The organism is Microcystis sp. M113S1 (assembly GCF_020246945.1).
GTDB lineage: Bacteria > Cyanobacteriota > Cyanobacteriia > Cyanobacteriales > Microcystaceae > Microcystis.
Genome location: NZ_JADBSA010000133.1, coordinates 1 through 19,603, shown reverse-complemented (window position 1 = coordinate 19,603; position 19,603 = coordinate 1). Strand labels below are relative to the sequence as shown.

26 protein-coding genes and 1 pseudogene are annotated in these 19,603 nt (G+C 38.4%); 15 read left to right on the top strand and 12 right to left on the bottom strand.

From position 1 onward, the window contains the following. Window positions 1-4: 4 nt before the first annotated feature. Complete coding sequence (locus IM319_RS06855) at window positions 5-436, bottom strand: DUF29 family protein (RefSeq protein WP_287735091.1); 432 nt, start codon at window positions 434-436, stop codon at window positions 5-7. A gap of 423 nt (window positions 437-859) precedes the next feature. Here IM319_RS06855 and IM319_RS06850 point away from each other — a divergent pair, with 423 nt between their 5' ends. The 4 genes from IM319_RS06850 to IM319_RS06835 all read left to right on the top strand — a co-directional run bounded on the left by IM319_RS06850 (window position 860) and on the right by IM319_RS06835 (window position 2,665). Continuing rightward, window positions 860-1,549 (top strand): choice-of-anchor C family PEP-CTERM protein, encoded by a 690-nt coding sequence (locus IM319_RS06850; RefSeq protein WP_287735090.1) that lies wholly within the window; start codon window positions 860-862, stop codon window positions 1,547-1,549. A 147-nt stretch (window positions 1,550-1,696) separates the two neighbouring features. Continuing rightward, window positions 1,697-2,029, top strand: coding sequence for a DUF433 domain-containing protein (locus IM319_RS06845; RefSeq protein ID WP_287735089.1), 333 nt, complete (start codon window positions 1,697-1,699; stop codon window positions 2,027-2,029). A 182-nt stretch (window positions 2,030-2,211) separates the two neighbouring features. After that, entirely contained in the window at window positions 2,212-2,469 is a 258-nt protein-coding gene (locus IM319_RS06840; RefSeq protein WP_024968852.1) for a type II toxin-antitoxin system HicA family toxin, read from the top strand. Beyond that, complete coding sequence (locus IM319_RS06835) at window positions 2,444-2,665, top strand: type II toxin-antitoxin system HicB family antitoxin (RefSeq protein WP_024968851.1); 222 nt, start codon at window positions 2,444-2,446, stop codon at window positions 2,663-2,665. The genes IM319_RS06840 and IM319_RS06835 overlap by 26 nt, the downstream gene beginning before the upstream one ends. Window positions 2,666-2,752: 87 nt before the next feature. On the opposite strand, the gene IM319_RS06830 is transcribed toward IM319_RS06835, so the two are convergent. From IM319_RS06830 to IM319_RS06810, 5 genes are all read right to left on the bottom strand, one after another. Further along, window positions 2,753-4,129: an MlaD family protein gene (locus tag IM319_RS06830; RefSeq protein ID WP_287735088.1), complete on the bottom strand. Its 1,377-nt coding sequence runs from the start codon at window positions 4,127-4,129 to the stop codon at window positions 2,753-2,755. A gap of 114 nt (window positions 4,130-4,243) precedes the next feature. Then, window positions 4,244-5,023 carry an ABC transporter ATP-binding protein gene (locus IM319_RS06825; protein ID WP_287735087.1) on the bottom strand — a complete coding sequence of 260 codons (780 nt, stop codon included), beginning with the start codon at window positions 5,021-5,023 and terminating at the stop codon, window positions 4,244-4,246. A gap of 27 nt (window positions 5,024-5,050) precedes the next feature. After that, the gene (locus tag IM319_RS06820) at window positions 5,051-5,683 is read right to left on the bottom strand and encodes a 2OG-Fe(II) oxygenase (protein WP_286824985.1); all 633 of its coding nucleotides are present in this window, start codon (window positions 5,681-5,683) and stop codon (window positions 5,051-5,053) included. 88 nt (window positions 5,684-5,771) lie between these two features. Further along, complete coding sequence (locus tag IM319_RS06815) at window positions 5,772-6,548, bottom strand: DUF3226 domain-containing protein (RefSeq protein ID WP_287735086.1); 777 nt, start codon at window positions 6,546-6,548, stop codon at window positions 5,772-5,774. Window positions 6,549-6,550: 2 nt separating this feature from the next. Next, the gene (locus tag IM319_RS06810; protein WP_287735085.1) at window positions 6,551-7,669 is read right to left on the bottom strand and encodes an AAA family ATPase; all 1,119 of its coding nucleotides are present in this window, start codon (window positions 7,667-7,669) and stop codon (window positions 6,551-6,553) included. Window positions 7,670-7,893: 224 nt separating this feature from the next. Here IM319_RS06810 and IM319_RS06805 point away from each other — a divergent pair. After that, window positions 7,894-8,133, top strand: a pseudogene (locus IM319_RS06805) (phenylalanine--tRNA ligase beta subunit-related protein); the annotation flags it as partial. 70 nt (window positions 8,134-8,203) lie between these two features. Here IM319_RS06805 and IM319_RS06800 read toward each other — a convergent pair. Further along, window positions 8,204-9,058: a DNA-methyltransferase gene (locus tag IM319_RS06800; protein ID WP_287735084.1), complete on the bottom strand. Its 855-nt coding sequence runs from the start codon at window positions 9,056-9,058 to the stop codon at window positions 8,204-8,206. An 80-nt stretch (window positions 9,059-9,138) separates the two neighbouring features. Next, entirely contained in the window at window positions 9,139-9,705 is a 567-nt protein-coding gene (locus IM319_RS06795; RefSeq protein ID WP_286824965.1) for a restriction endonuclease, read from the bottom strand. A 225-nt stretch (window positions 9,706-9,930) separates the two neighbouring features. Here IM319_RS06795 and pheT point away from each other — a divergent pair, with 225 nt between their 5' ends. Next, complete coding sequence (gene pheT, locus IM319_RS06790; RefSeq protein WP_287735083.1) at window positions 9,931-12,366, top strand: phenylalanine--tRNA ligase subunit beta; 2,436 nt, start codon at window positions 9,931-9,933, stop codon at window positions 12,364-12,366. 280 nt (window positions 12,367-12,646) lie between these two features. Here the strand turns inward: pheT and IM319_RS06785 are convergent, their stop codons facing one another. After that, on the bottom strand, window positions 12,647-13,999 hold the full coding sequence (locus tag IM319_RS06785; RefSeq protein ID WP_287735082.1) for an ATP-binding protein: 1,353 nt from the start codon (window positions 13,997-13,999) through the stop codon (window positions 12,647-12,649). A 284-nt stretch (window positions 14,000-14,283) separates the two neighbouring features. On the opposite strand from IM319_RS06785, the gene IM319_RS06780 reads away from it, so the two are divergent. From IM319_RS06780 to IM319_RS06740, 9 genes are all read left to right on the top strand, one after another. After that, window positions 14,284-14,658 (top strand): TerB family tellurite resistance protein, encoded by a 375-nt coding sequence (locus tag IM319_RS06780; protein ID WP_287735081.1) that lies wholly within the window; start codon window positions 14,284-14,286, stop codon window positions 14,656-14,658. A gap of 20 nt (window positions 14,659-14,678) precedes the next feature. After that, a complete protein-coding gene (locus tag IM319_RS06775) occupies window positions 14,679-14,864 on the top strand; it encodes a hypothetical protein (protein WP_002754073.1) in 186 nt (61 codons plus the stop codon). Between the two features lie 66 nt (window positions 14,865-14,930). Beyond that, window positions 14,931-15,566, top strand: coding sequence for a GTPase family protein (locus IM319_RS06770; RefSeq protein WP_125730453.1), 636 nt, complete (start codon window positions 14,931-14,933; stop codon window positions 15,564-15,566). Then, on the top strand, window positions 15,553-16,344 hold the full coding sequence (locus IM319_RS06765) for a GTPase family protein (RefSeq protein WP_287735080.1): 792 nt from the start codon (window positions 15,553-15,555) through the stop codon (window positions 16,342-16,344). The genes IM319_RS06770 and IM319_RS06765 overlap by 14 nt, the downstream gene beginning before the upstream one ends. Before the next feature lie 3 nt (window positions 16,345-16,347). Next, window positions 16,348-16,758, top strand: a complete 411-nt coding sequence (locus tag IM319_RS06760) for a DUF1036 domain-containing protein (protein WP_159251986.1) — start codon at window positions 16,348-16,350, stop codon at window positions 16,756-16,758. A 145-nt stretch (window positions 16,759-16,903) separates the two neighbouring features. Then, on the top strand, window positions 16,904-17,107 hold the full coding sequence (locus IM319_RS06755; RefSeq protein ID WP_106909919.1) for a hypothetical protein: 204 nt from the start codon (window positions 16,904-16,906) through the stop codon (window positions 17,105-17,107). Between the two features lie 47 nt (window positions 17,108-17,154). After that, a complete protein-coding gene (locus IM319_RS06750) occupies window positions 17,155-17,352 on the top strand; it encodes a hypothetical protein (protein WP_008205015.1) in 198 nt (65 codons plus the stop codon). 196 nt (window positions 17,353-17,548) lie between these two features. Further along, window positions 17,549-17,788, top strand: a complete 240-nt coding sequence (locus IM319_RS06745; RefSeq protein WP_002754053.1) for a UPF0175 family protein — start codon at window positions 17,549-17,551, stop codon at window positions 17,786-17,788. A gap of 5 nt (window positions 17,789-17,793) precedes the next feature. Then, window positions 17,794-18,276 carry a DUF3368 domain-containing protein gene (locus IM319_RS06740; RefSeq protein ID WP_039899737.1) on the top strand — a complete coding sequence of 161 codons (483 nt, stop codon included), beginning with the start codon at window positions 17,794-17,796 and terminating at the stop codon, window positions 18,274-18,276. 69 nt (window positions 18,277-18,345) lie between these two features. On the opposite strand, the gene IM319_RS06735 is transcribed toward IM319_RS06740, so the two are convergent. The 3 genes from IM319_RS06735 to IM319_RS06725 all read right to left on the bottom strand — a co-directional run bounded on the left by IM319_RS06735 (window position 18,346) and on the right by IM319_RS06725 (window position 19,296). Continuing rightward, entirely contained in the window at window positions 18,346-18,525 is a 180-nt protein-coding gene (locus IM319_RS06735) for a hypothetical protein (RefSeq protein WP_002747316.1), read from the bottom strand. Between the two features lie 150 nt (window positions 18,526-18,675). Next, window positions 18,676-18,978, bottom strand: a complete 303-nt coding sequence (locus IM319_RS06730) for a hypothetical protein (protein ID WP_287735079.1) — start codon at window positions 18,976-18,978, stop codon at window positions 18,676-18,678. A gap of 15 nt (window positions 18,979-18,993) precedes the next feature. Then, complete coding sequence (locus tag IM319_RS06725) at window positions 18,994-19,296, bottom strand: DUF433 domain-containing protein (protein WP_287735078.1); 303 nt, start codon at window positions 19,294-19,296, stop codon at window positions 18,994-18,996. Between the last annotated feature and the right edge of the window lie 307 nt (window positions 19,297-19,603).

The window sequence follows — 19,603 nt, the reverse complement described above, 5'->3', positions numbered from 1 at the left end:
CTTTCTAGGGAGAGACGGTTTTGATTAAAAGGAAAGCATCGCTAATCAGTTTATTTTTGTCAATTATAGCTTCAATTTGCTCCGATTGATAACGACCCGCTTCGACTTCTAAAGAAGCTGCATCCAAAGCATTAAGATAAGCATCCTTTAAAGTGTCTGTTAATTCCTCATCACTTAAATAATATCCTGCCGCGTTTCGTCGTTTATTTTGGCGTTGAATTTCTCTAACACTATTGCGAATGGAGACATCCCAAGAACGAGTGGTTCGTTTTTCTGCCTGTTGTTTAATTAAATGAAGTAATAAGATAACAGCATAACTACGAATGGTGCTAATAATCCCATTTTTGCTCATATCTTCAAGTTCTTCTACAATCGCCAGTGAACCTTTAATATCACCTTTTAAGAGCAAAGCTTTTAATTCTAAAAGTTCTTCCATAATCCAATTGATTCCCTGAAATATACCTTAATTATACCTTGCCACAAGTCTCTCTATCTAAAAGCTCATACCTGACTGGGTAGGTGGGTTGGGTTAAATATTCAGATAGACTTAAATTAGATTGAAGGGAAAAACCGAATACCCCCATGGGGTTATGGTGATAAAAAAAATTTATCAATCATTGTAGGATGGGTTAGACGGCACTAAGTATTAACAACGAAGGATGGGTGATCAATCCGTCGTAACCCATCTTCCCAGAATTTGTAACAACTATAAACATTTTGCTCCCAATATCCAAGAAAACCAAGCGAATACTTATCAAACAAAGAATAAGAGAGCCACAAATTTAATTATTTCTTAATCTATTTTAAGCTTTTCTGTGCTATGCTTTCAATTATTTTTCTAAGAATGGAATTTTCAAAAATGACTCAAAGATTAGCAAAACTAATGATTTTCGGGGGGGGTAAGCATAGCTTATTAAAACTCTCCATTGCTTCCTCTGTCTTTGCGGTGAGTGCTTTGATAGTCACCCCTGTACAAGCAGCAAATTTGATTCAAAATGGCAGTTTTGAGACGGCTACCGTCAACCCTGGTTCTTTTCTACAACTTGATGCTGTTTCCACAGCAATTACAGGATGGACGGTTAGCCAAGGAACAATCGATTATATAGGTACAGCTTGGCAAGCTTCTGAGGGTGCTAGAAGTCTTGATCTACAGGGACTTGCGAGTGGTGGAATTCAGCAAACATTCAACACAACCATCGGCGAGACTTATCGGGTTACTTTTGACCTGGCCGGTAATCCCTTCGGAGGTTCTGCTATTAAAGAGATGAGAGTGAGTGCGGGAGGAAGTTCTGCTGATTTTTCTTTTGATATAACAGGAAAAAGCAATTCAAATATGGGATGGCTATCAAAATCTTGGGATTTTACCGCTAACAGTACAACCACTACCCTTGAGTTTATCGGTTTAGGCAACTCAGATGCGGGAGCTGCTTTGGATAATGTCTCAGTGATAGCTCTTTCCTCTCCTTCTATTCCCGAACCTTCATCAATGCTAGGATTATTAGGGTTAGGAGTATTAGGAATTGGTTCTGCTTTCAAACGTCAATCTTAATCTCTTTTTATCAATTTAACCCATCTAAACTAGGTGGGTTAAATTGAATATTCAGATAAACTTAAAATCGGTGAATAATTTTGAATTTTGCAGTACATTTTTAACAATATGCTAGGATAGTATTGAGTTTTTAAGCGGTAACAACCTATGCAGTTAGAAGATTATTTTGAATTTGTGGCAGTAGATAATATTCAATTAAAAGGACATCGTATTGGCATTGAGGACGTACTGAAATACTATCGACAAGGTTATAGTCCTCAAGAAATTCTCCAAGAATTACCAACTATAAATTTAGAAAAAATTTATGCCACTTTGACCTATTATTATCACAATCAAGCACAAATCGATCTCTATCTTGTCAAGCTAGAAAGACAACGGGAACAACATTATCAACAGTGGCTAGAAACATCATCTCCTTTAATTGATCGTTTAAGAAAAGCAAAAATTAAAAAGGAGCAGGAGTATTTACAGAAAGCATGAAAATTCGGTTTTTGCTGGATGAAAATTTATCTCCTAAGCTAAAAACATTGTAAGTATTCGTGCCAAATTAATTTCCATTTTTGAGATAACTCTTGCAAGCTGAGGGCTGACTGCGATGTATAAATCCGATCTCCTTCTTTTAACTTTAAGCTAAAATAGATTGAGTTCGTTGTGATCGATCGATGGGAAAAAAAGAAAAACTGCTAGAAAAGGCCAAAAACTCGCCTCAAGGATTACGTTTTAGCGAATTTGAGAGTTTGCTTAATCTTTGTGGTTGGACTTTTGACCATCAAACAGGAAGTCATCACATTTGGTATTCATCCAAGAGAGTCCGTATATCTATTCAACCGACAAAAAACGGTGAAGCGAAAGCTTATCAAGTTAAACAATTTTTAAAAATACAGGAGGAAGAAAATGAATCGAACAACCGAGGATTTTAACGGTTTTAGCATTAATATCTTCCAAGATGAGGAGGGAGATTGGGTAGCATACTTAGTAGAAATGCCTAGCGTTTCCGCTTTTGCTGATAGCCCCCAAACAGCACTCAATCAATTAATTTTAGCTTGGGAAGGCGTTAAAGAAAGTTATCGTCAACATGGTGAAGAAATTCCTCATTTAGCTATGACAAAAAATTAGGCAAACTGTTGTGTATTTAAACTGAGTCTTGAAAATTTTAGTACAAATGCTCAGACTTTTTTTCCCAACCCCCAACCCCAAATTCTGCTACTCAGATTCAGGTTTTTTAGCGTCTTTTTCTGGGGTATTAGCGGCGGGATTTGGGGCTATTGTCGCAATTTGGGCGGCCATTCTTGTCATTGCTTGACCTTGGGCGAATTCCTGCTGTAGTTGTTCGCTAGAAGAAACCAAACGACTTAAACCCTGAATTAAACGAATAATTTCCTGTCGCAGTTGCGGATTACCGGTAATTTCATCCACATCCGAGGTGATTTTCTGAAGATTGGCAAAAGCAGCGCGAGAGGAGTCGAGGAGTTGCTGTAGGGTGACAACAGTGGCAGGATCGGAGAGATAAGCGGTAAAATTTCCTAAATTTTCGCTTAATTTAACAGCATTTGCCGAAATAGTGTTTAAATTCTCAATAATTTGGCTTTTCTGCACTTGCGTCAGGATGGGATCTAAAGCAGCGAGAGTAGTTTGTAGGCGATCGCTAGTAGTTTTGATACTATCGAGAGTGGTAATTAAACGATTTTGATTAGCTGCCAAAAAAACCCGCAGTTCTTCCGTAGTTTGGCCCACCAAAAGCAGCGTTTTTCGGGCCTCCACTAGAGTAGCGTCTAAATTTCTCAGGCCGCCACTTCCCTGTAAACTTCTCAGTAAAGTAGTCGCTTCCTGACTCAATCCCCCGACACCGGAAAGATCACTAGAAAGGCGATCGAGGGAACCGGATACTTGGGGTAAGGATTCCAGGGATCTCATCCCCGAATTAAGTTTACCTAGAGTACCGCTGCGACGAACCTCGCTTAAAGCGGTGGTTGCCTCACCACTAAAGCGATCGAGTCCCCCCAAGGCATTGGCAGCGCGTTGGGTAAAGGAACGAAATCCGGCCACCATATCGGGATCACTAACTAGATTAGAAATTCTCAGTAAAGATCTGATCAAGGTATTGACATTTAGCGCCGATTGCCCTTGTAAACGGGAACCGTTACAGATAATCACTTCCCCATTGCAGTTAGGACTCAAAGGGGGTTCTTTGACACCACCGACGGGTAAAGCTTGCAGGGGAGTAATATCGATCGTGGTTTCACCGACTAAACCGGATTGAATGGCTTCGATGAGGGAATTACTGGGAATTAGGCGATCTGCTGGCGAAATCTCCACTTCTACGGCGACTCCCTCCGGTTCTGGGGTAATTGCCGTCACTTGCCCGATTCTCACTCCCCGATAACCGACGCGGGTTCCCACCATCATGCCACCCACATTAGGAAAAAGGAAGGTGACTCGATAACTGCGTCCCCCGAAGCTAAAATTACTTAACCAGGCGATAAACCAGATTAATATTCCCCCCGATGCCAGTAACATTAAACCGATACCACTTTGCCGCAGAGTTGGGGAAATCCCCTGTTGTGAACCGCCAGCTTCCATAAATAATTACTCCTCATCTCTAAAAAGTATCTTACAGGAGAAATCGGGGGATTTCAGCGATCAGTGATTAGTGATCAGATGCGAGTTATCAGTTCACTGATTACTGTTTACTGTTTACTGAATTGGTCCGTGGATACTGCCGGTAAAAAATTGCTTGAGTACGGGGATTTCTGAGTGATAAGCCTCTTGAGTCGGTCCAACCCATTGAAATTGACCTTTATAGAGAAAAACGATGCGATCGGTGGTATTTTCGATGGTGCTGTGGACGTGGGTGACAATGAGATGGGCCCCACAGGCTTTTTTGACTTTGAGAAGTTCCATAATTACCGTCTGGATGCGGGTAGAAGCGACGGGATCGAGTCCAGCAGTGGGTTCATCGTAAAGGAGAATGTTCGGTCGATCGGCGGCGATCGAGGGATCGCTGATAATTGCTCTGGCTAAACTGACGCGTTTTCGCATCCCTCCGGATATTTCAGCTGGATAGAGGTCGTAGGAACCGGACATTCCCACTAAATCCAGTTTTTCTTCCACTAAATCCCGGATTTCGGCTCGTTTTAGCTTTGAGTGGCGATAGAGAGCAAAACCGACATTTTCCCCAACAGTGAGGGAGTCAAAAAGGGCCGATTGTTGGAAAACTAGACCAACACCGAGGGGATCTTCCCCTTGTTCTACGGTTCTCTGCCGTTTTGTGCCGTATATGTACACTTCTCCCCGATCAGGGGCCAGTAATCCGGCGACTAGGCGCAAAATCGTCGATTTTCCCGTACCAGATGGACCGATCACACCGATCGCTTCTCCTTCGTACACTTTTAGATCGACGTTATTTAAGATCACTTTCTTGCCGAAAGCTTTGGTTACTCCCCTTAATTCGACGATCGGTTCGCGCATCACCATCTAGAATATCTTTACAAAAATGCCCTTTTATTGTAGGGCAACGACCCGATCTTTCTTTTTTTTCTTTTCTGGTTTCATGGTTCGCGATTCTATCTGCATTTCGGGAATCTCGCGCAATTCTTCGGCATCTAAACGATATTGTTCGCAGACAAGACTCAGACGAATACCAGAACAGCTAACGGGATTAACTGAATGGGTGAGATCTCCTTGAAAGAGGATCAGGGTGTTAGTACGAGGACGAATCTGGGCCACGGAACGATTGCCTGTTGCTAGTACCAGTTCCCCCCCTTGAATATCTTTAGGAACCTGCACATAAAGGACGCTAACTAGGAGCGGAGGATCGATCGTTTTACAATAGGATCGCAGGGAGCGATCGATATGGGGATCGACGCGTGAACCGGTTTGTAGGAGTAAGGGATTAAGATAAAAAGCGTTGCAGTCAGCTTGTAAACTGCGATCAAGATAGGGTTTAAAATAGGGAAAAATTCGTTCTACTGCGCTGATTTGTGTGCGTCGAAAAGCGATGGAAAAGCCTTTGGTTTTAACGAAATCTCGATTTAAATTGTTAACTGTGAAGTGGGGACAAGCGAGAATCTGTCCTTGTAGTTCGCTCAGATAACTGGGAGTGAAAGCGTCGGGATATTGGGAATAGTAAGGCACGGATAGAATCGGAACAAGATGGCAATCTTTAGGATAGCTTATTTCTGGGTAAATGAGGGTAATTTCGAGAGTAACTCGGCAATTGTTCTCAAAGTCCGATAATTTGCTCAAGGAAATTTTTAATAAGCTTGATGCTTTCTAATTGGAGGGTTTGCTCGTCTATCCAGCGATTATCCTGTAGGGAAACTTGTAGGGCTTTACCTGGTCTTAATATACTACTTATACTGGATATAATTGCTTTCTTTTCACCTGCCGGTTTTTTAAAATCTTCGAGATCATTTTTAGTTAACTGATTCCTGTCAATACTTTCTATGTAGGTTTGAGAAAGATTGAGTAAATGAGAATAATTTATCCTAGCACATTCAAGGAGAATATTTTCTAGAGTTCCTTGATCACGATTGTTAGGAGCGATGAAAATACCACAGCGAGGCGAATGATTGTTAACTTGACCAATTTGAGAAGGTGGTAGGAAATTTGGTAACTCAATATCCGATAACTTAGTAATTAGTTTATTGAACCTTTCTTGAGGTGTTTTACTGTAATCAGCATCGGCAAAAATCCCCACACTAAAAAGCTGTGAAGGTTGAATGAAATTGAGACTTTCTTCGATGGTTTGCGCTATGCGTGTATCGCCAATAGCACTATGTACAGCGATTGATAATTGCTCATTCTGAACAAAATATGGCACTGGCACTCGTTTGGTTAAATCATCATCTAGTGGATAATTTTTCGGGATAAGTGTTTCCCAAAATTTATCCAATGAAGATAAAAACCTAACTCGCTTTAAGCCATAAAATTTAAGTAAACCAATTAAGAATTCGACATCCTGCGGACCTTCGGCAACAATATAGCAGTATCTCACCATCTCTACCTCACATCTAACCCGCGTTCCCAACGCAATCTATGCAATAAATCGCCCGAAAATCTTTGAGGTTTTTCCCTTGGAGAATTTAACCGAAAAGCTACCACGTTTTCTATGGACTTTTCTGACTGTAGCATGGCATCAACTGCTTCTAAACTATGGGTAGTTACAAAAAGTTGAATTCTTCTTTGATTACAGGTGTTAATTAACCAAGAAAATACACGACTTAAGGCAGAAATATGAATAGATGTCTCGATTTCATCAATTAGAAGTACCCCATCGGTAATTGTCAACAAACTAAGCACCATAACTAAGGTTCTTTTAAATCCGTCACCAAACACATAGAGAGGAGCAAAACCAAGCTGTTTATGTTCTATATAAAGAGTTGGTTTATTGTTGGGTGAAAGTATTTGTATGTCGGTGATTTCCTCGTCAAATAACCGAATTAAATCTAGGATGTCATCTTTGTTATTTTCTTCCTTTAGAATGATTTTGGATAGTCTATCTAGAATTGGTTCCGAGGACAAATAAGCAGGAAATATGGTGGCATTTTCCACCAGTATTTTTTCTCGTCTCCTTTGAATAAAACGCTCTTTTTCCCAAAACTGAAATACTTGTTCATTATCTATACTAAGGAGACTGCCTTGCTCTAAAATATGGGCGGTAACACTTAATTCTAACCCATTGATAACCAGATCGGTTTCCGAATCGGTGGAATCATCATTGAACTTTTCTGGGTTGCCTTTTTCGTTGCTCGCACCGTAAATATCGGTGAGATTAGCTGCTAGATTTTTAATCGGTGAATTTCCAGTACACTTGATCGAAATTTGTCCTTGATAGGATGCGTTACTAGCAAGATTATTCTGACGAAAGAAAATCCATTTAATTGCTTCCAAATCCGGTCGCATTAAAGACATCCTACCAAGGTATAATCGACGTTGGGCAACTTCTAGCCATTGAAAGGGATCGAGGGGATTACAAACAATTGAAACAGCTTCGAGAATGCTAGTTTTGCCAGAATTATTATTACCGACAAAAATGTTCACCTGTCCTAGAGAAGACAGTTCTATTTGTTCAAAACCACGATAACCACTGATTTGTAAACTTTCAAAAAGCCGAGTCATTTTTACTGGCTCCTACAATATTGCCGATAACAACTGAAATAGCTAGGATCAAAGATAAAATTTGCAATTTTTACGATAAAACCCTTGTATTATAACTCATTTGAGGCTCTTTTTTTGACTAGCAATCATTTTCCTGCCAACCCGGTCGCGGTGACAACCCACCGTTTACAATAGTTAAGAACCAACGGCAAGCAAGAATTAACGATGGGGATTTCGAGCAACTGGGGGGGGAATTAAGCCTACCAAAAGTGAAATTACGGGAATTTTCCCCTAAAAAAGATTTAACTCTCGAAATATCAGAAAATAAAGCTTGTCCTGCCTATATTGGTACGGTGATCGAGGGGGTCAAAATTAGCCCATCTCCAACCTGGTTGCAACAGCGTTTACAGGCTGCCGGATTGCGATCGCTCAATAATGTGGTCGATATTACTAATTATGTCCTCAGCTTGACTAACTCTCCTTAATTCTCTGAAGGATTTATTGTCGAGCCGATTTTCTACTGTAGCGGTTATTATTGTTAACTTTTTAGATTGACTAATCAAATACCTCAAATTCCTGGCCGATCTTGCCAAAATATTCCCTTAAACGTTGTTGAATGATATTAATATACTGCTCTTCAATTTCAATACCAATAGTCTTATAACCTAATTCTAGAGCGGCAATTAGAGTTGTACCCGTTCCTGCAAAAGGATCGAGAACTATATGACTGTTATCCTGTGGTAGAAATAACTCGATCAGTTTTCTAATCAATGATAAAGGTTTAATCGTACAATGCTCATCAAAATTTTCATCCCGTCCTTTAGAAAAGCCCTCTAAAATATTGGATTGAAAAGAGCCGTCACTTAGTATAGCTTTGAAGGGACCTAATCCAGTCATTTGTATAGTTTCAATATAATTGTTTTTTAGAGGCTTCTGCACAATAACTATAGCTTCCCATTCATTTCTCAAGCAAGTATGCCAACCTTGCCATTGTTGAGCATTAGTATCACCAATTTTGTCAAGTTTTTTCTCAATATTTAATCCTTTAGGAATGCCTGAATGTCGTCTATAAACCAGCACATCTCTAGCATAAAAACCAGCATTTTCAAGAGCAATCTGAATATGAGCCAGTGTTCTTGTGCTACTAAAAACAGCGACAACAGCACCGCTTTTACAAACACGCATTAGTTCCTTTGACCAATCTGTTGCCCATTCAATATAATTGACCACATTTTCGCGATTGCGTTGATACCAACGCTCATTGCGAACGCCACCGGCTAACCCACTTCCATAGGGAATATTTTTTACCAGTGTGGAACTGTTTTGAATACGTTCTCTGCGTCTTTGGATTTCATCATGATCCCAATTTCTGCCAATGAACTCATAATTATAGGGGGGATCTGTTATCACACAAGATATACTAGATTCTTCTAGTAAAGTGAGAATTTCTCTACAATCACCGTGCAGAAGTTGCCATCTTTTTGAGATATTCATCGGGCAATATAAAACTCCTTTGTTTCAGAAAATTTATCAAAAGCTTCCAGCAAATCGAACCCACTGCGATCAAGTATATAATCAAAACTTTCTTCGCCCTGTAAAACCTTCCAGCCACCGACACGACAAGCTTTAATCGCTGCTGGTAAGTTATCCTCTCGCACAATCAGTAAAATAGGTCTAAGTTTTCTTTCCTGTAATAGTTTTCCATACTGTTTAAACTTTTTAAGTGTGCCAGAATCTCCTGAACCAATTCTATATTTAGTATCAATGGCATCTCCACCTAAAATGCAGTCACAGGGTTCATCATCTTCAATCCTTAAAGCAGGTTGATAATTTGAACAATTAGCCTGAAAAACTTCTGTCACCAGACGTTGCCAACACATTCCTAGTTCCCTGCCCCAATACTGACGATTTTCCCTTTTTAAACTAGGAGTAATTCCAAATACCCTCATAAGCGGATCATAATCATCATTTTCTTCTCCATAGATTTTGTCACTAAAAGAACTTTGGTATTGTCTCAAAATTACCTTGAGGAGGTTTTCTATTTGATCAGATGGCATCAATAATCCTTTTTGATATAGATAGCTAACTACTGATTATCTCCCCAAATTATCGGTAATCTGTTCAAAGATAATATCACCCCTTGCCAAGGAAAATGAGCGGTTATTTACACAGTCCTTCCATCTTCCCCCTAATATTTTAACAGCCGATCAGCCCTAATCTCTAAATCATTGACTACCCACGGTTTACAATAGTTAAGAACCAACGGCAAACAAGAATTAACGATGCGGATTTCGATCAACTGGTTACGAGAATTAGTCAAAGTCGCCCAATCTCCCCAAGAATTAGCCGAATTATTGACAATTGCGGGAATAGAAGTGGAAGAGATCGAGGATCGCCGAGAATGGGCAAAGGGTGTGGTTATTGGTAAAATTATCGATCGCCAACCTCATCCAAACGCAGATAAATTAAGTGTCTGTCAGGTGGATATCGGTCAGTCAAACCCTAGTACAATTGTCTGTGGCGCGCCCAATGCTAGGGCTGATATTCTAGTTCCCGTGGCTACTTTGGGAACCTATTTACCCAAAATCAATTTAACGATTAAACCGGCTAAATTGCGGGGGGTAAAATCGGAAGGGATGATCTGTTCCCTCGCGGAATTAGGATTAACTAAAGATTCTGAAGGAATCCACATTTTTAGCCCGGAAAATCTCCCTTTAGGTACAGATGTTCGTCCCCTCTTAGGACTCGATGAGGTGATTTTAGATATTTCTCCCACCGCTAACCGCGCCGATGCTTTGAGTATGATCGGAGTCGCGCGAGAAGTGGCGGCCTTGACAGGAGGAGAATTAAGCCTACCAAAAGTGAAATTAGGGGAATTTTCCCCTAAAAAAGATTTATCTCTGGAAATAACCGAAAATAAAGCTTGTCCTGCTTATATTGGTACGGTGATCGAGGGGGTAAAAATTAGCCCATCTCCGCTATGGTTGCAACAGCGTTTACAGGCTGCCGGACTGCGATCGATCAATAATGTGGTCGATATTACTAATTATGTCCTCTTGGAGTGGGGACAACCCTTACACGCTTTCGATCGCGATCGTTTACAGAGTTTTGCCGGAGGTAAATCCGTTACTATTGGGGTCCGTTTTGCCGAGGAAGGGGAAAAAATTATTACCCTTGATGGTCAGGAAAGAAGCTTAAAAGAGCTTAATTTATTAATTACTGCCAATAATAAGCCTGTAGCTTTAGCAGGAGTGATGGGAGGTCAAGATACGGAAGTTAACGAGGAAACCGTTAATCTTGTGCTAGAGTCGGCTTTATTCGATCCGATCGCTATCCGTCGTTCCTCAAAAGCGCAGGGTTTACGCAGCGAATCTTCCGGACGCTATGAACGCGGTGTTAATCCCGCCGCTTTGGAATATGCTTGTCAAAGGGCGATCGATTTGATTCTAGAGTTAGCTGGGGGAACTGTCAGCAGTCAGGTTAAAGCTGATTATCGCGCTGATCAGTCCAGTCGTTCGATCGAATTGCGTTTACAACGTTTACAGCAAATACTGGGTCAAGTTACCCTAGATAGTGGTGCGATCGGTGAAATTCTCGCCGAAGATGTGGAACGGATTTTAGGCAATTTGGGCTGTGAATTGCAGTTAACCTCGAAAAATCCTGTTCTGTGGACTGTGACAGTGCCAGACTACCGTTATCGGGATTTAGAACGAGAAATTGACTTAATTGAAGAAGTGGCGCGACTCTACGGATATGATCGCTTTGTCGATACTTTGCCGGCAAAAACCGCAGCCGGAGGATTATCCTTTGAGGAAACTATCCAGCGTCGGCTGCGGGAAGCTTTTCGAGCAGTCGGTTTGACGGAATTAGTCCAGTATTCCCTAGTTAAACCAGAATTAGCGGAAGTTGTCCTCGCTAATCCCCTTTTTGTCGAGTATTCTGCTTTGCGGACTAATCTCCTCGACGGTTTAATCGAAGCGTTTGAGTATAATCAGTCTCAGGGTAACGGTTCCTTAAATGGCTTCGAGATCGGGCGAGTTTTCCGCTTAGAATCGGATAATATCAACGAATACGATGCAATTGCCGGTATTTTCGGTGGGGATTTCTTCCCGGCCGGACGTTGGCTGCGATCGGGTAAAGAGGTAGCCATGACTTGGTACGAAGCAAAAGGCATTTTAGAAGCAGTATTCGATCGCCTTTCGCTGACAGTAAGCTACGAAAAATATGCCGAAGATGCGCGTTTTCATCCCGGACGAACAGCCTCTTTATGGATTGGCAAACAACGCCTAGGTATATTCGGTCAACTACACCCGCAATTGCGTCAGCAAAAGGGATTAATTGAGGCAGTTTATGCCTTTGAAATCCAGTTCCCGATCCTGTTAGCAACTCTTAGCGATAGTGCCAAAATTACCCCGCGTTTACAGGTCTATTCTACCTATCCGGGAGCGGCACGAGATATCGCCTTCTTTGTTTCCACAGATATACCCGTAGATAGATTGACAAAAACTATCAAAAATGCTGGAGGTAATCTCTTAGAAAAAGTCGAATTATTCGATCGCTATCAGGGACAGAATGTGCCAGAAAATCATTGTAGTTTGGCCTTTAGTTTAGTCTATCGTGCCAGCGATCGAACTTTAACCGATGAAGATGTGGAACCCTTAATGACAAAAGTGCGAGAAGCTTTAGTTAAACAGTTCCAAGTTTCTTTAAGAAGTTAAATTCAGCGATCAATTATCAGTTATCAGACATCGACCTTATATTATCTCAAGACTAATCTCACACATCGCTATCAATATCGCTGATTGCCTCTAATTGTTACCAATCAGTTTGAGAGGTTGGAAGGGTTCTTTTTTTGACTCGATCTTCTTTAAGAGGTATTACAATCAACATGGGTACATTCAGAAAAGTTAATGGGTGTATCCATTGATGGATAAGGGTTTTTTGGCTATTCTAGTAGATGTGTATGGGGGAAGTTCAGAGCTAACTTAATCAAAAAAATTAAGAGCGATCGCTTTTGATATACTCTTTAAAAATAGATGATAATTGAAATCGGTTTTGCTCCCTTTGAATTAAATAACGTTGTTGCAAGGATTGTAAACCATTGATTAAATCACTGGCAGATAAATCTAGATTATTTTTTAACTCCTCTCTAGATAAAGGTTGATCAACTTTACTTAATTCTAAGGCGATTTGTTGAGCAAGGGGAGAACAGCGACCAAAAATTTGTTTTAAATGAGACTGCATTTTTTTTGTAATAACTAAGCTATTTTCTGCCAAGAAATCGTTAACCTTGCCATCAAAAACATCTTTAATCAAAACGGCAATATCGGTTAAATAAAAAGGATTACCTTCGTATAATTGAATTAATTCTAACCATCTTTCCCTATCTTGTAAACCTTTATTTTTCAGAAAATCAATCGCTTCAAATCCTGATAATTCTAAGCATTGAGTAGGAGAATTTTCTTGATTAATATAGTTCATTTCTGCGGATTTTTCTTGACTAATGAGAATAAAATGGCTCTGATATTGGATTTCTGCAATCAGTTTTAAAAAATGTTGATAACTGCTATATTCAGATTGATAATTACCTGCCATTTGACCAACGGCAAAAAGATTTTGAAAATCATCTAAGACGATTAAACATTTATGATTGCTTAGAACTTCTAACAATTGCTGGATTTTGTTATCGGTGCTTTCTTTCGGTTCTTTTTGGCAAGTATTCAATAAATCATTTAGCCATAAATCTAAAGACTTGGGAAATTTTAAACTTTTCCAAATCACCACTTCAAATTGTTCTAAATTGAGATCAATAAATCGTTTAACTAGGGTGGTTTTTCCTATTCCCCATAATCCCAAAACGGCAATTAAGCGAGTATTTTGCTTAAACACCCAGTTCGAGATTGTTGCCAGTTCTTTTTCTCTATTATAAAAGTCAATAATTTGAGGAGCAAGGGTTAGATCATGATAGATTGATTCAGATTGAGAGTTATTATTACTATTTAAGTCATTGCCATTGGGTAAAGTGAAGGTTTGTGTATGGCAAAAATGGTTATTGTTACTATTTACAACATTCAAAGAATTTGGAGATGATTTAATCTTCATTCTTTCTATGGTAGAACGAAAATTAGATTTTCTTATTTCTTCCCCAAAAGCATCCGATAAAAGCTTCCATAATTTAGCACCTTCCTCTCTAATATGAGTCTCACTGCGGTGATATTCGTTACCTATTTCTTGATAACTCTGTCCTTGCCAACTCCCTTCAAAAATAGCCTTCTGGATAGTATTTAGCGGCTTTTTATCTCGCTCAATAAGGCGTTCGTCAATCAGTTGTAAGACTTCCGTGATATTCATACAATCGACACAGCAAAAGACTTTTGCGTATTATAGCCCAACTAAATCCCACTTTTTCCAATTTTCAGAAAAATTTACCCGACAAAACTCCCGATAAAATCCGATGTTTAGGGGTTGTCACTTTTTGGAAGCGTTTGGCATGATGGAATGTAGTTAAGCAAAACAGACCTAAAACTAACCATATCTAACTCAGCGACGCTAGTTCTAAGTATTATTGCTTATGTCTCAGTTTAACGTAGGTATTTTATGACGAAGTTCGTTTTAGTTGCAAGTAACAAGGATGAATGATGGATAAGTTTCAATCTGCTTTTGAAATTCTTTACATACTATCCTGTGCTGATGGTGGAGTCTCTCAATCTGAAGTGCAAATCATTGTTAGCTTTTTGAATAGTAATTATGATGGTATTTCTTTCACACCATCAGAACTGATTGATTCCATTGATAACCTTACATCAGATGGGATAGTTGAAGAATTAGGAACGGCTGTAACCAGCTTTAAAAACTCCAGTTCGGCAATGGAACGCACTACATTGATGAAATTTGCAATCCAACTTGTTGCCTCTGACGGTCACATGAGCGAAGGCGAAAAGTGGATGCTTCATGCCATCGCTAATACTTTGAATTTTGATCTAAATACATTCATCGCTAAGAACTACTAAACAATTAACAGAGGATTGACATGACTAAGTTCGTTTTAGACAAATATGCGCTCGATTCTAAAAAATCAGAAGCTAAGGCAAAAATCGTCGGTTCATTGGGTTCAAATGCCTCAATTTCAGGGGATCAGATAGAAGTACCCAGTTATGACGCGAGTAAAGTGGTTCAGATTTTAAGTCAAGTTGGTATCAAGTATTCGGGAGGGTAGGTAAAAGCGTCAATTGCTATCCTTACGAGGAGTTATTTTTTAAACACTTACATTGATAGTACAATAATGATACAAAGTAGTTTACCAACTTTAGCTAGTTTTGGTCAAACAGGGACAGGAAAGACTAGCTTATCCAATACTCTTTTTGGACTAAATTGGTGTACGGATTATGCTGTGGCTTGTACTCAAGTTGTAACTCGCCATGAAGGTAAGATTTTATCTGAAATTAATAAGGGTGAGGACTGGACTTGGCAACTTTGCGACACTCCGGGAGTTGGCGAAAGTGAATATGCTGACGAAGAACATTTTGCACAAGTATATGAAACATTTCACTCTGCCGATGTAATTTTATGGGTTATTCAAGCTGACACTCGCGCTTTTGCTGAGGATCAAAAGGCACTCTTAAAACTTACGGAAAATGGTAAAAATCGACCTCAAGCACATTATGTCATTGCACTTAATCAAATTGATCGGGTTTATCCAGAAAATTGGGATTTCGTGAAAAACTGTCCTTCTTCCGAACAATCATCCTTTATTCCTGAAAAAATAAATATTGTATATGAACGATTTTCTCCATATATTCCCATCAGAAAAACTAACATCGTACCTTGCTCAGTTCTTTTAAGTTATGGACTTGAGAATCTCGTAAACGTCATTAATGAGTTTGAACCAAAAGGAGTATCTTGCAATGAGTTTATTTAATAAAAAAGTTTCCTCAGAACAACAAAAGATTGTTGATAACTTGCGTAAGGTCTTAGGTGATAAAGACTTTAACTTATTAGAAGGTTTAATTGAAGAAGAACTTAAAAATCCTCCTAAAGTAGCTGTTATCGGCAAAACAGGGGTGGGTAAAAGCACCACAATTAATGCTTTATTTGATTTAGATGAAAAAGTAAGTCATACTACTCATGGTACAACAGAAGCAAGCAAGAAAATTGTTGAATTACCCAAAGGTGGTAAGCTGGCAGTAATTGATATGCCCGGCATGGGAGAAGATTTGGAACTGGATCAAGAGTATGCAAAAATTTATGAAAAAATTTTACCAGAAGCCGATGTAGTTCTGTATGTCATTCAAGCGAATTTGAAAGCATTGCGAGAAGATCAAGTTATCCTCAGAGACATCGTTCAAAATGTTATGGGTAATTTGAAAGGTCGCCTTGTTATTGGTCTAAATCAAGTTGATAAAATTGGTCCCGGTACTTGGAATACTAAATTTAATTACCCTTCTCCTGAGCAAGAAGACAACATTAATCGTCGTTGCCAAGCAATTCAGAAAGAATTAAGTTCAGTGCTTTCTATTAAGGTCGAGCAAGTCGAGTATTATTCGGCGGAAAAGCGTTACAGACTCTATAATGTGCTGTCTGCTATTATCAAAGCGGCAGGAAAAACTGGCTGGAAGTTTGCTATTAATCCTGCCGACCCAATTGAGTTAGCAGATCCTGCTGTCCAAGATTTACTAAGACGTGAATTGGAGGATTAAACGATGCTTCAGTTTGAAAATAAAACCTCTATGCCAGTTTATTTGTCTATTGCTTATTATGACTCTTCTGAAGGTATGTTTATGACAGAGGGTTGGTGGTGCATTCATTCAAATGAGACAATCACGCCCTATGCCAGGCAACTTGATAATCGATACTACTATTTCTATGCTCATAGCAGTGGAAATAATTTTGAGTGGGCTGGAGATACAGAACTAAATGTTTTTCATCAGCCGTTTAAACTTAAAGAACCATCTCACTGCGTTACATCTCACAGTACTAAAAAATTTAAGAAACTAGATGTTGGTAACAGTAAAAGCTATCTTGTCAGATTAACTCATCACTCCAGCTCTCCTTTAAGTGAAGAAGATCAAATTTTTATAAAAATGTTTAGGGATGCAAAACAACTTAAATAGAGAATTTTTATGAATTAAAATTACGAAAATGTTAAATATTTATATTTAACACAAGAAACACTATTGATGTGCCTATATTAATTTTCTACTCGAAAGAATAGAAAGGTTTAAATTTCTACAATAACCCAAACAAATCGAGGTTTTTATGACTCTAAAGTACGAAGATTTGGCTGAAGATGAACAATACTTTATAGATAAAATTCGAGGATTATCTCAGTCTAAGAGAGATGCCTTGAAGAACAGTGAAAATGCTTTTTTAACATGGATTAAGACAGAGGTTCCAAAAATATGGAAAAAAATTTCTGGTGCTGTTAAAGATTTATGGAACTGGTTTAAAAGTTTATTTTAAATCCTAAAACCACATCATATTAAATACTTATCAAGAGCCTATACCTTATGGAATTAACACCTGAAGAACAAGAAATTATCCAACGCTTTCGTCAACTTTCTGTGTCTCAAAAGAAAGCCGTTCTTTCCAGTACACATTCTTTTATGGAGTGGATTAAAGTAGTAGCAAGATGGATTTTAGAAGCATTACTAGGATCAGAGGTTGTCAGAATCTTTGAGGATTTGAAAAAATTAATTTTCGGATAATTCGGTTATCTGCAAACGTTTTTTTGTCTTTTTTCTGGAGTTTCTAGTAGCTCATCTTATCGGGTGCATTAACAGAGTATAATGCACCTTATTTGTTGTCTATAATTTAAAAGATTGAGATAAGGGCAGTTTGTTGGGTTGATTTTGCGTTAAAATTAAGTTAGATATGTCTTAATTGATGAAACTTAGCAAGACAATGAATACTTCGATTACTTTTCAAGAAATTGCCGCCGAAATACAATTATTTGATAATATTGAACAAAAAGAACAATTTATTTTTGTGGTGGGTGCTTTAGTTTCTCGCATCATCAGTCTTCATAAAGCCGCAGAAATCATGGAAATGGATACAGAAATGTTCTTGAAAATTTTAGAATTAATGGGAATCGATTTTTCTTATCTTACTACAGAAGACATAGATAGAGAAAAAAAATGGTAATCTCTATGAAAATTGTTTTCAATTCTTCCCCTTTAATCTTTTTGTCTCAGTTAGGATTTTTAGAAAAATTCCTAGATTCTAATGATAATTTTTATTTGCCTGCAACCGTACAACAAGAAATTAATGCCAAACAAGATCAATCTTCAGAGACTCTTAATAAGCTGATCAATCAACAGAAATTAATTATCCTAAATATTAAATTAATCTCTCTAGCAAATAGTTTAAATGAACGTTTAGGGAAAGGTGAATCTGATGCCATTACTTTAGGAATAGAATTACAAACTGATTATATCATCCTTGATGACTTTGCAGCAAGAAAAGAAGCACTACGCTTAGGCTTAAATGTTAAAGGAACTTTAGCGATTATTCGTAAACTTCTCAAAGAAGGAAAGATAGAAATTGAAAATTTGGAGAGTTTTTATCAAAGACTTAGAGAAATTAACTTTAGAGTCAAGCGTGAGATATTTGAGAGCATTTTTGGAGACTGAGTGTGATACTGAAGGCACTGCGTAGCAACACGCTTTTTTATTGGGTGCATTAACAGAGTATAATGCGCCTTATTTCTTGTTATTGATGGATTCCCACCATAACTTTAAATCACTTTCATTAATCTTTTTTTGAAGATATTCAATCTGATCTGAATAGCTGAGATTTTTCATGTCTTCAGCCATTTTTTCTTGGCTGGTTTGTTTAAAAGCTAAACAGTCAAAACTTTTTTTAATTGTCGTTGGCTTCATCAATTGTTACCTCTAAAGGAGAAATAATAGTCAAAATCCCGTAGCCATTGAGTAAATTAATTTGATTATAGCCTTTCATTTTATCTAGGCGCACAATATGTTTAAAATTCCATGATATGATTGCATCCGCTCTAGCTATTGTAGCAGCCGCTACATGAGTAGCATCATTAATAGACTTTGATGTAACAACTCCTTCATTGATATAAGCATCCTTAACTGTAAAACTTCAGGTGTTATCTTAGCTACTTCAATAACTCTCTGCGGAATCGATAATAAAATATCTTTAACCGCTTGGGGGGCATTAATTAATTCGCTAACAATGATATCACGCATTAACAAAATAAACTTTTCTTGCTTAATGGCGTCCATCAATTGATTGGACTCTAAGGAAAATTCATCATCTAAACAGCCTCCAATGACTGATGTATCGATATAAACTCTAAGTTTTTTCATAACGATTTTAGCTCGTCAATTTAATATTTTCTCAATTAAATATGGTTTGTTGCCTTGTAGTTGTTTAGCAAAAGTTTCTCCTGCTTCAAGTTGTCGTCTAATTTCTTCTCGATTGTCATGGTAATAGGCCAAGGCCGCATAAACATCTGCTAGGGTGATAGTAGGATGATGATAAATAATTTCATCTGGTGACATTCCCATTCTTTCATGCCAAATTACAATATCTTGAACTTTAATTCGATGTCCAGCAATACGAGGTTTTCCGCCACAGATACCAGGAGTGATTTCAATATGTTGTGAGATAACTAAAGATGACATAATTACTTGCCAATAATATTAATAAATTGTTATTATCGTACCATTTTTTCCCCAGTAAGGCAACATCATTGCGATCGCCGCTCTTTTAGAGTGGATTAAGGTCAGTAGATGGAAAAGTTTTTGTCCAATAGCGATCGCTAAATGATAGGGGCTAAAAAATTAGGGATTCTCCTAGTATTTATGTACTTAGACAACGACTAATGATAAGTAAAAGTTATCTATATCTAGATTGACTAATCAAAGAAAAAATCGCTCAAAAAAAACATAAAAATGTTAGAATAAAATCAATAAACTTCAGCAATAAATT

Coding starts and splice junctions, on each gene's coding strand:
- IM319_RS06855 (WP_287735091.1), bottom strand. CDS start 436: ATGGAAGAACTTTTAGAATTAAAAGCTTTGCTCTTAAAAGGTGATATT.
- IM319_RS06850 (WP_287735090.1), top strand. CDS start 860: ATGACTCAAAGATTAGCAAAACTAATGATTTTCGGGGGGGGTAAGCAT.
- IM319_RS06845 (WP_287735089.1), top strand. CDS start 1,697: ATGCAGTTAGAAGATTATTTTGAATTTGTGGCAGTAGATAATATTCAA.
- IM319_RS06840 (WP_024968852.1), top strand. CDS start 2,212: ATGGGAAAAAAAGAAAAACTGCTAGAAAAGGCCAAAAACTCGCCTCAA.
- IM319_RS06835 (WP_024968851.1), top strand. CDS start 2,444: ATGAATCGAACAACCGAGGATTTTAACGGTTTTAGCATTAATATCTTC.
- IM319_RS06830 (WP_287735088.1), bottom strand. CDS start 4,129: ATGGAAGCTGGCGGTTCACAACAGGGGATTTCCCCAACTCTGCGGCAA.
- IM319_RS06825 (WP_287735087.1), bottom strand. CDS start 5,023: ATGGTGATGCGCGAACCGATCGTCGAATTAAGGGGAGTAACCAAAGCT.
- IM319_RS06815 (WP_287735086.1), bottom strand. CDS start 6,548: ATGGTGAGATACTGCTATATTGTTGCCGAAGGTCCGCAGGATGTCGAA.
- IM319_RS06810 (WP_287735085.1), bottom strand. CDS start 7,669: ATGACTCGGCTTTTTGAAAGTTTACAAATCAGTGGTTATCGTGGTTTT.
- IM319_RS06795 (WP_286824965.1), bottom strand. CDS start 9,705: ATGCCATCTGATCAAATAGAAAACCTCCTCAAGGTAATTTTGAGACAA.
- pheT (WP_287735083.1), top strand. CDS start 9,931: ATGCGGATTTCGATCAACTGGTTACGAGAATTAGTCAAAGTCGCCCAA.
- IM319_RS06785 (WP_287735082.1), bottom strand. CDS start 13,999: ATGAATATCACGGAAGTCTTACAACTGATTGACGAACGCCTTATTGAG.
- IM319_RS06780 (WP_287735081.1), top strand. CDS start 14,284: ATGATGGATAAGTTTCAATCTGCTTTTGAAATTCTTTACATACTATCC.
- IM319_RS06775 (WP_002754073.1), top strand. CDS start 14,679: ATGACTAAGTTCGTTTTAGACAAATATGCGCTCGATTCTAAAAAATCA.
- IM319_RS06770 (WP_125730453.1), top strand. CDS start 14,931: ATGATACAAAGTAGTTTACCAACTTTAGCTAGTTTTGGTCAAACAGGG.
- IM319_RS06765 (WP_287735080.1), top strand. CDS start 15,553: ATGAGTTTATTTAATAAAAAAGTTTCCTCAGAACAACAAAAGATTGTT.
- IM319_RS06760 (WP_159251986.1), top strand. CDS start 16,348: ATGCTTCAGTTTGAAAATAAAACCTCTATGCCAGTTTATTTGTCTATT.
- IM319_RS06755 (WP_106909919.1), top strand. CDS start 16,904: ATGACTCTAAAGTACGAAGATTTGGCTGAAGATGAACAATACTTTATA.
- IM319_RS06750 (WP_008205015.1), top strand. CDS start 17,155: ATGGAATTAACACCTGAAGAACAAGAAATTATCCAACGCTTTCGTCAA.
- IM319_RS06745 (WP_002754053.1), top strand. CDS start 17,549: ATGAATACTTCGATTACTTTTCAAGAAATTGCCGCCGAAATACAATTA.
- IM319_RS06740 (WP_039899737.1), top strand. CDS start 17,794: ATGAAAATTGTTTTCAATTCTTCCCCTTTAATCTTTTTGTCTCAGTTA.
- IM319_RS06735 (WP_002747316.1), bottom strand. CDS start 18,525: ATGAAGCCAACGACAATTAAAAAAAGTTTTGACTGTTTAGCTTTTAAA.
- IM319_RS06730 (WP_287735079.1), bottom strand. CDS start 18,978: ATGAAAAAACTTAGAGTTTATATCGATACATCAGTCATTGGAGGCTGT.
- IM319_RS06725 (WP_287735078.1), bottom strand. CDS start 19,296: ATGTCATCTTTAGTTATCTCACAACATATTGAAATCACTCCTGGTATC.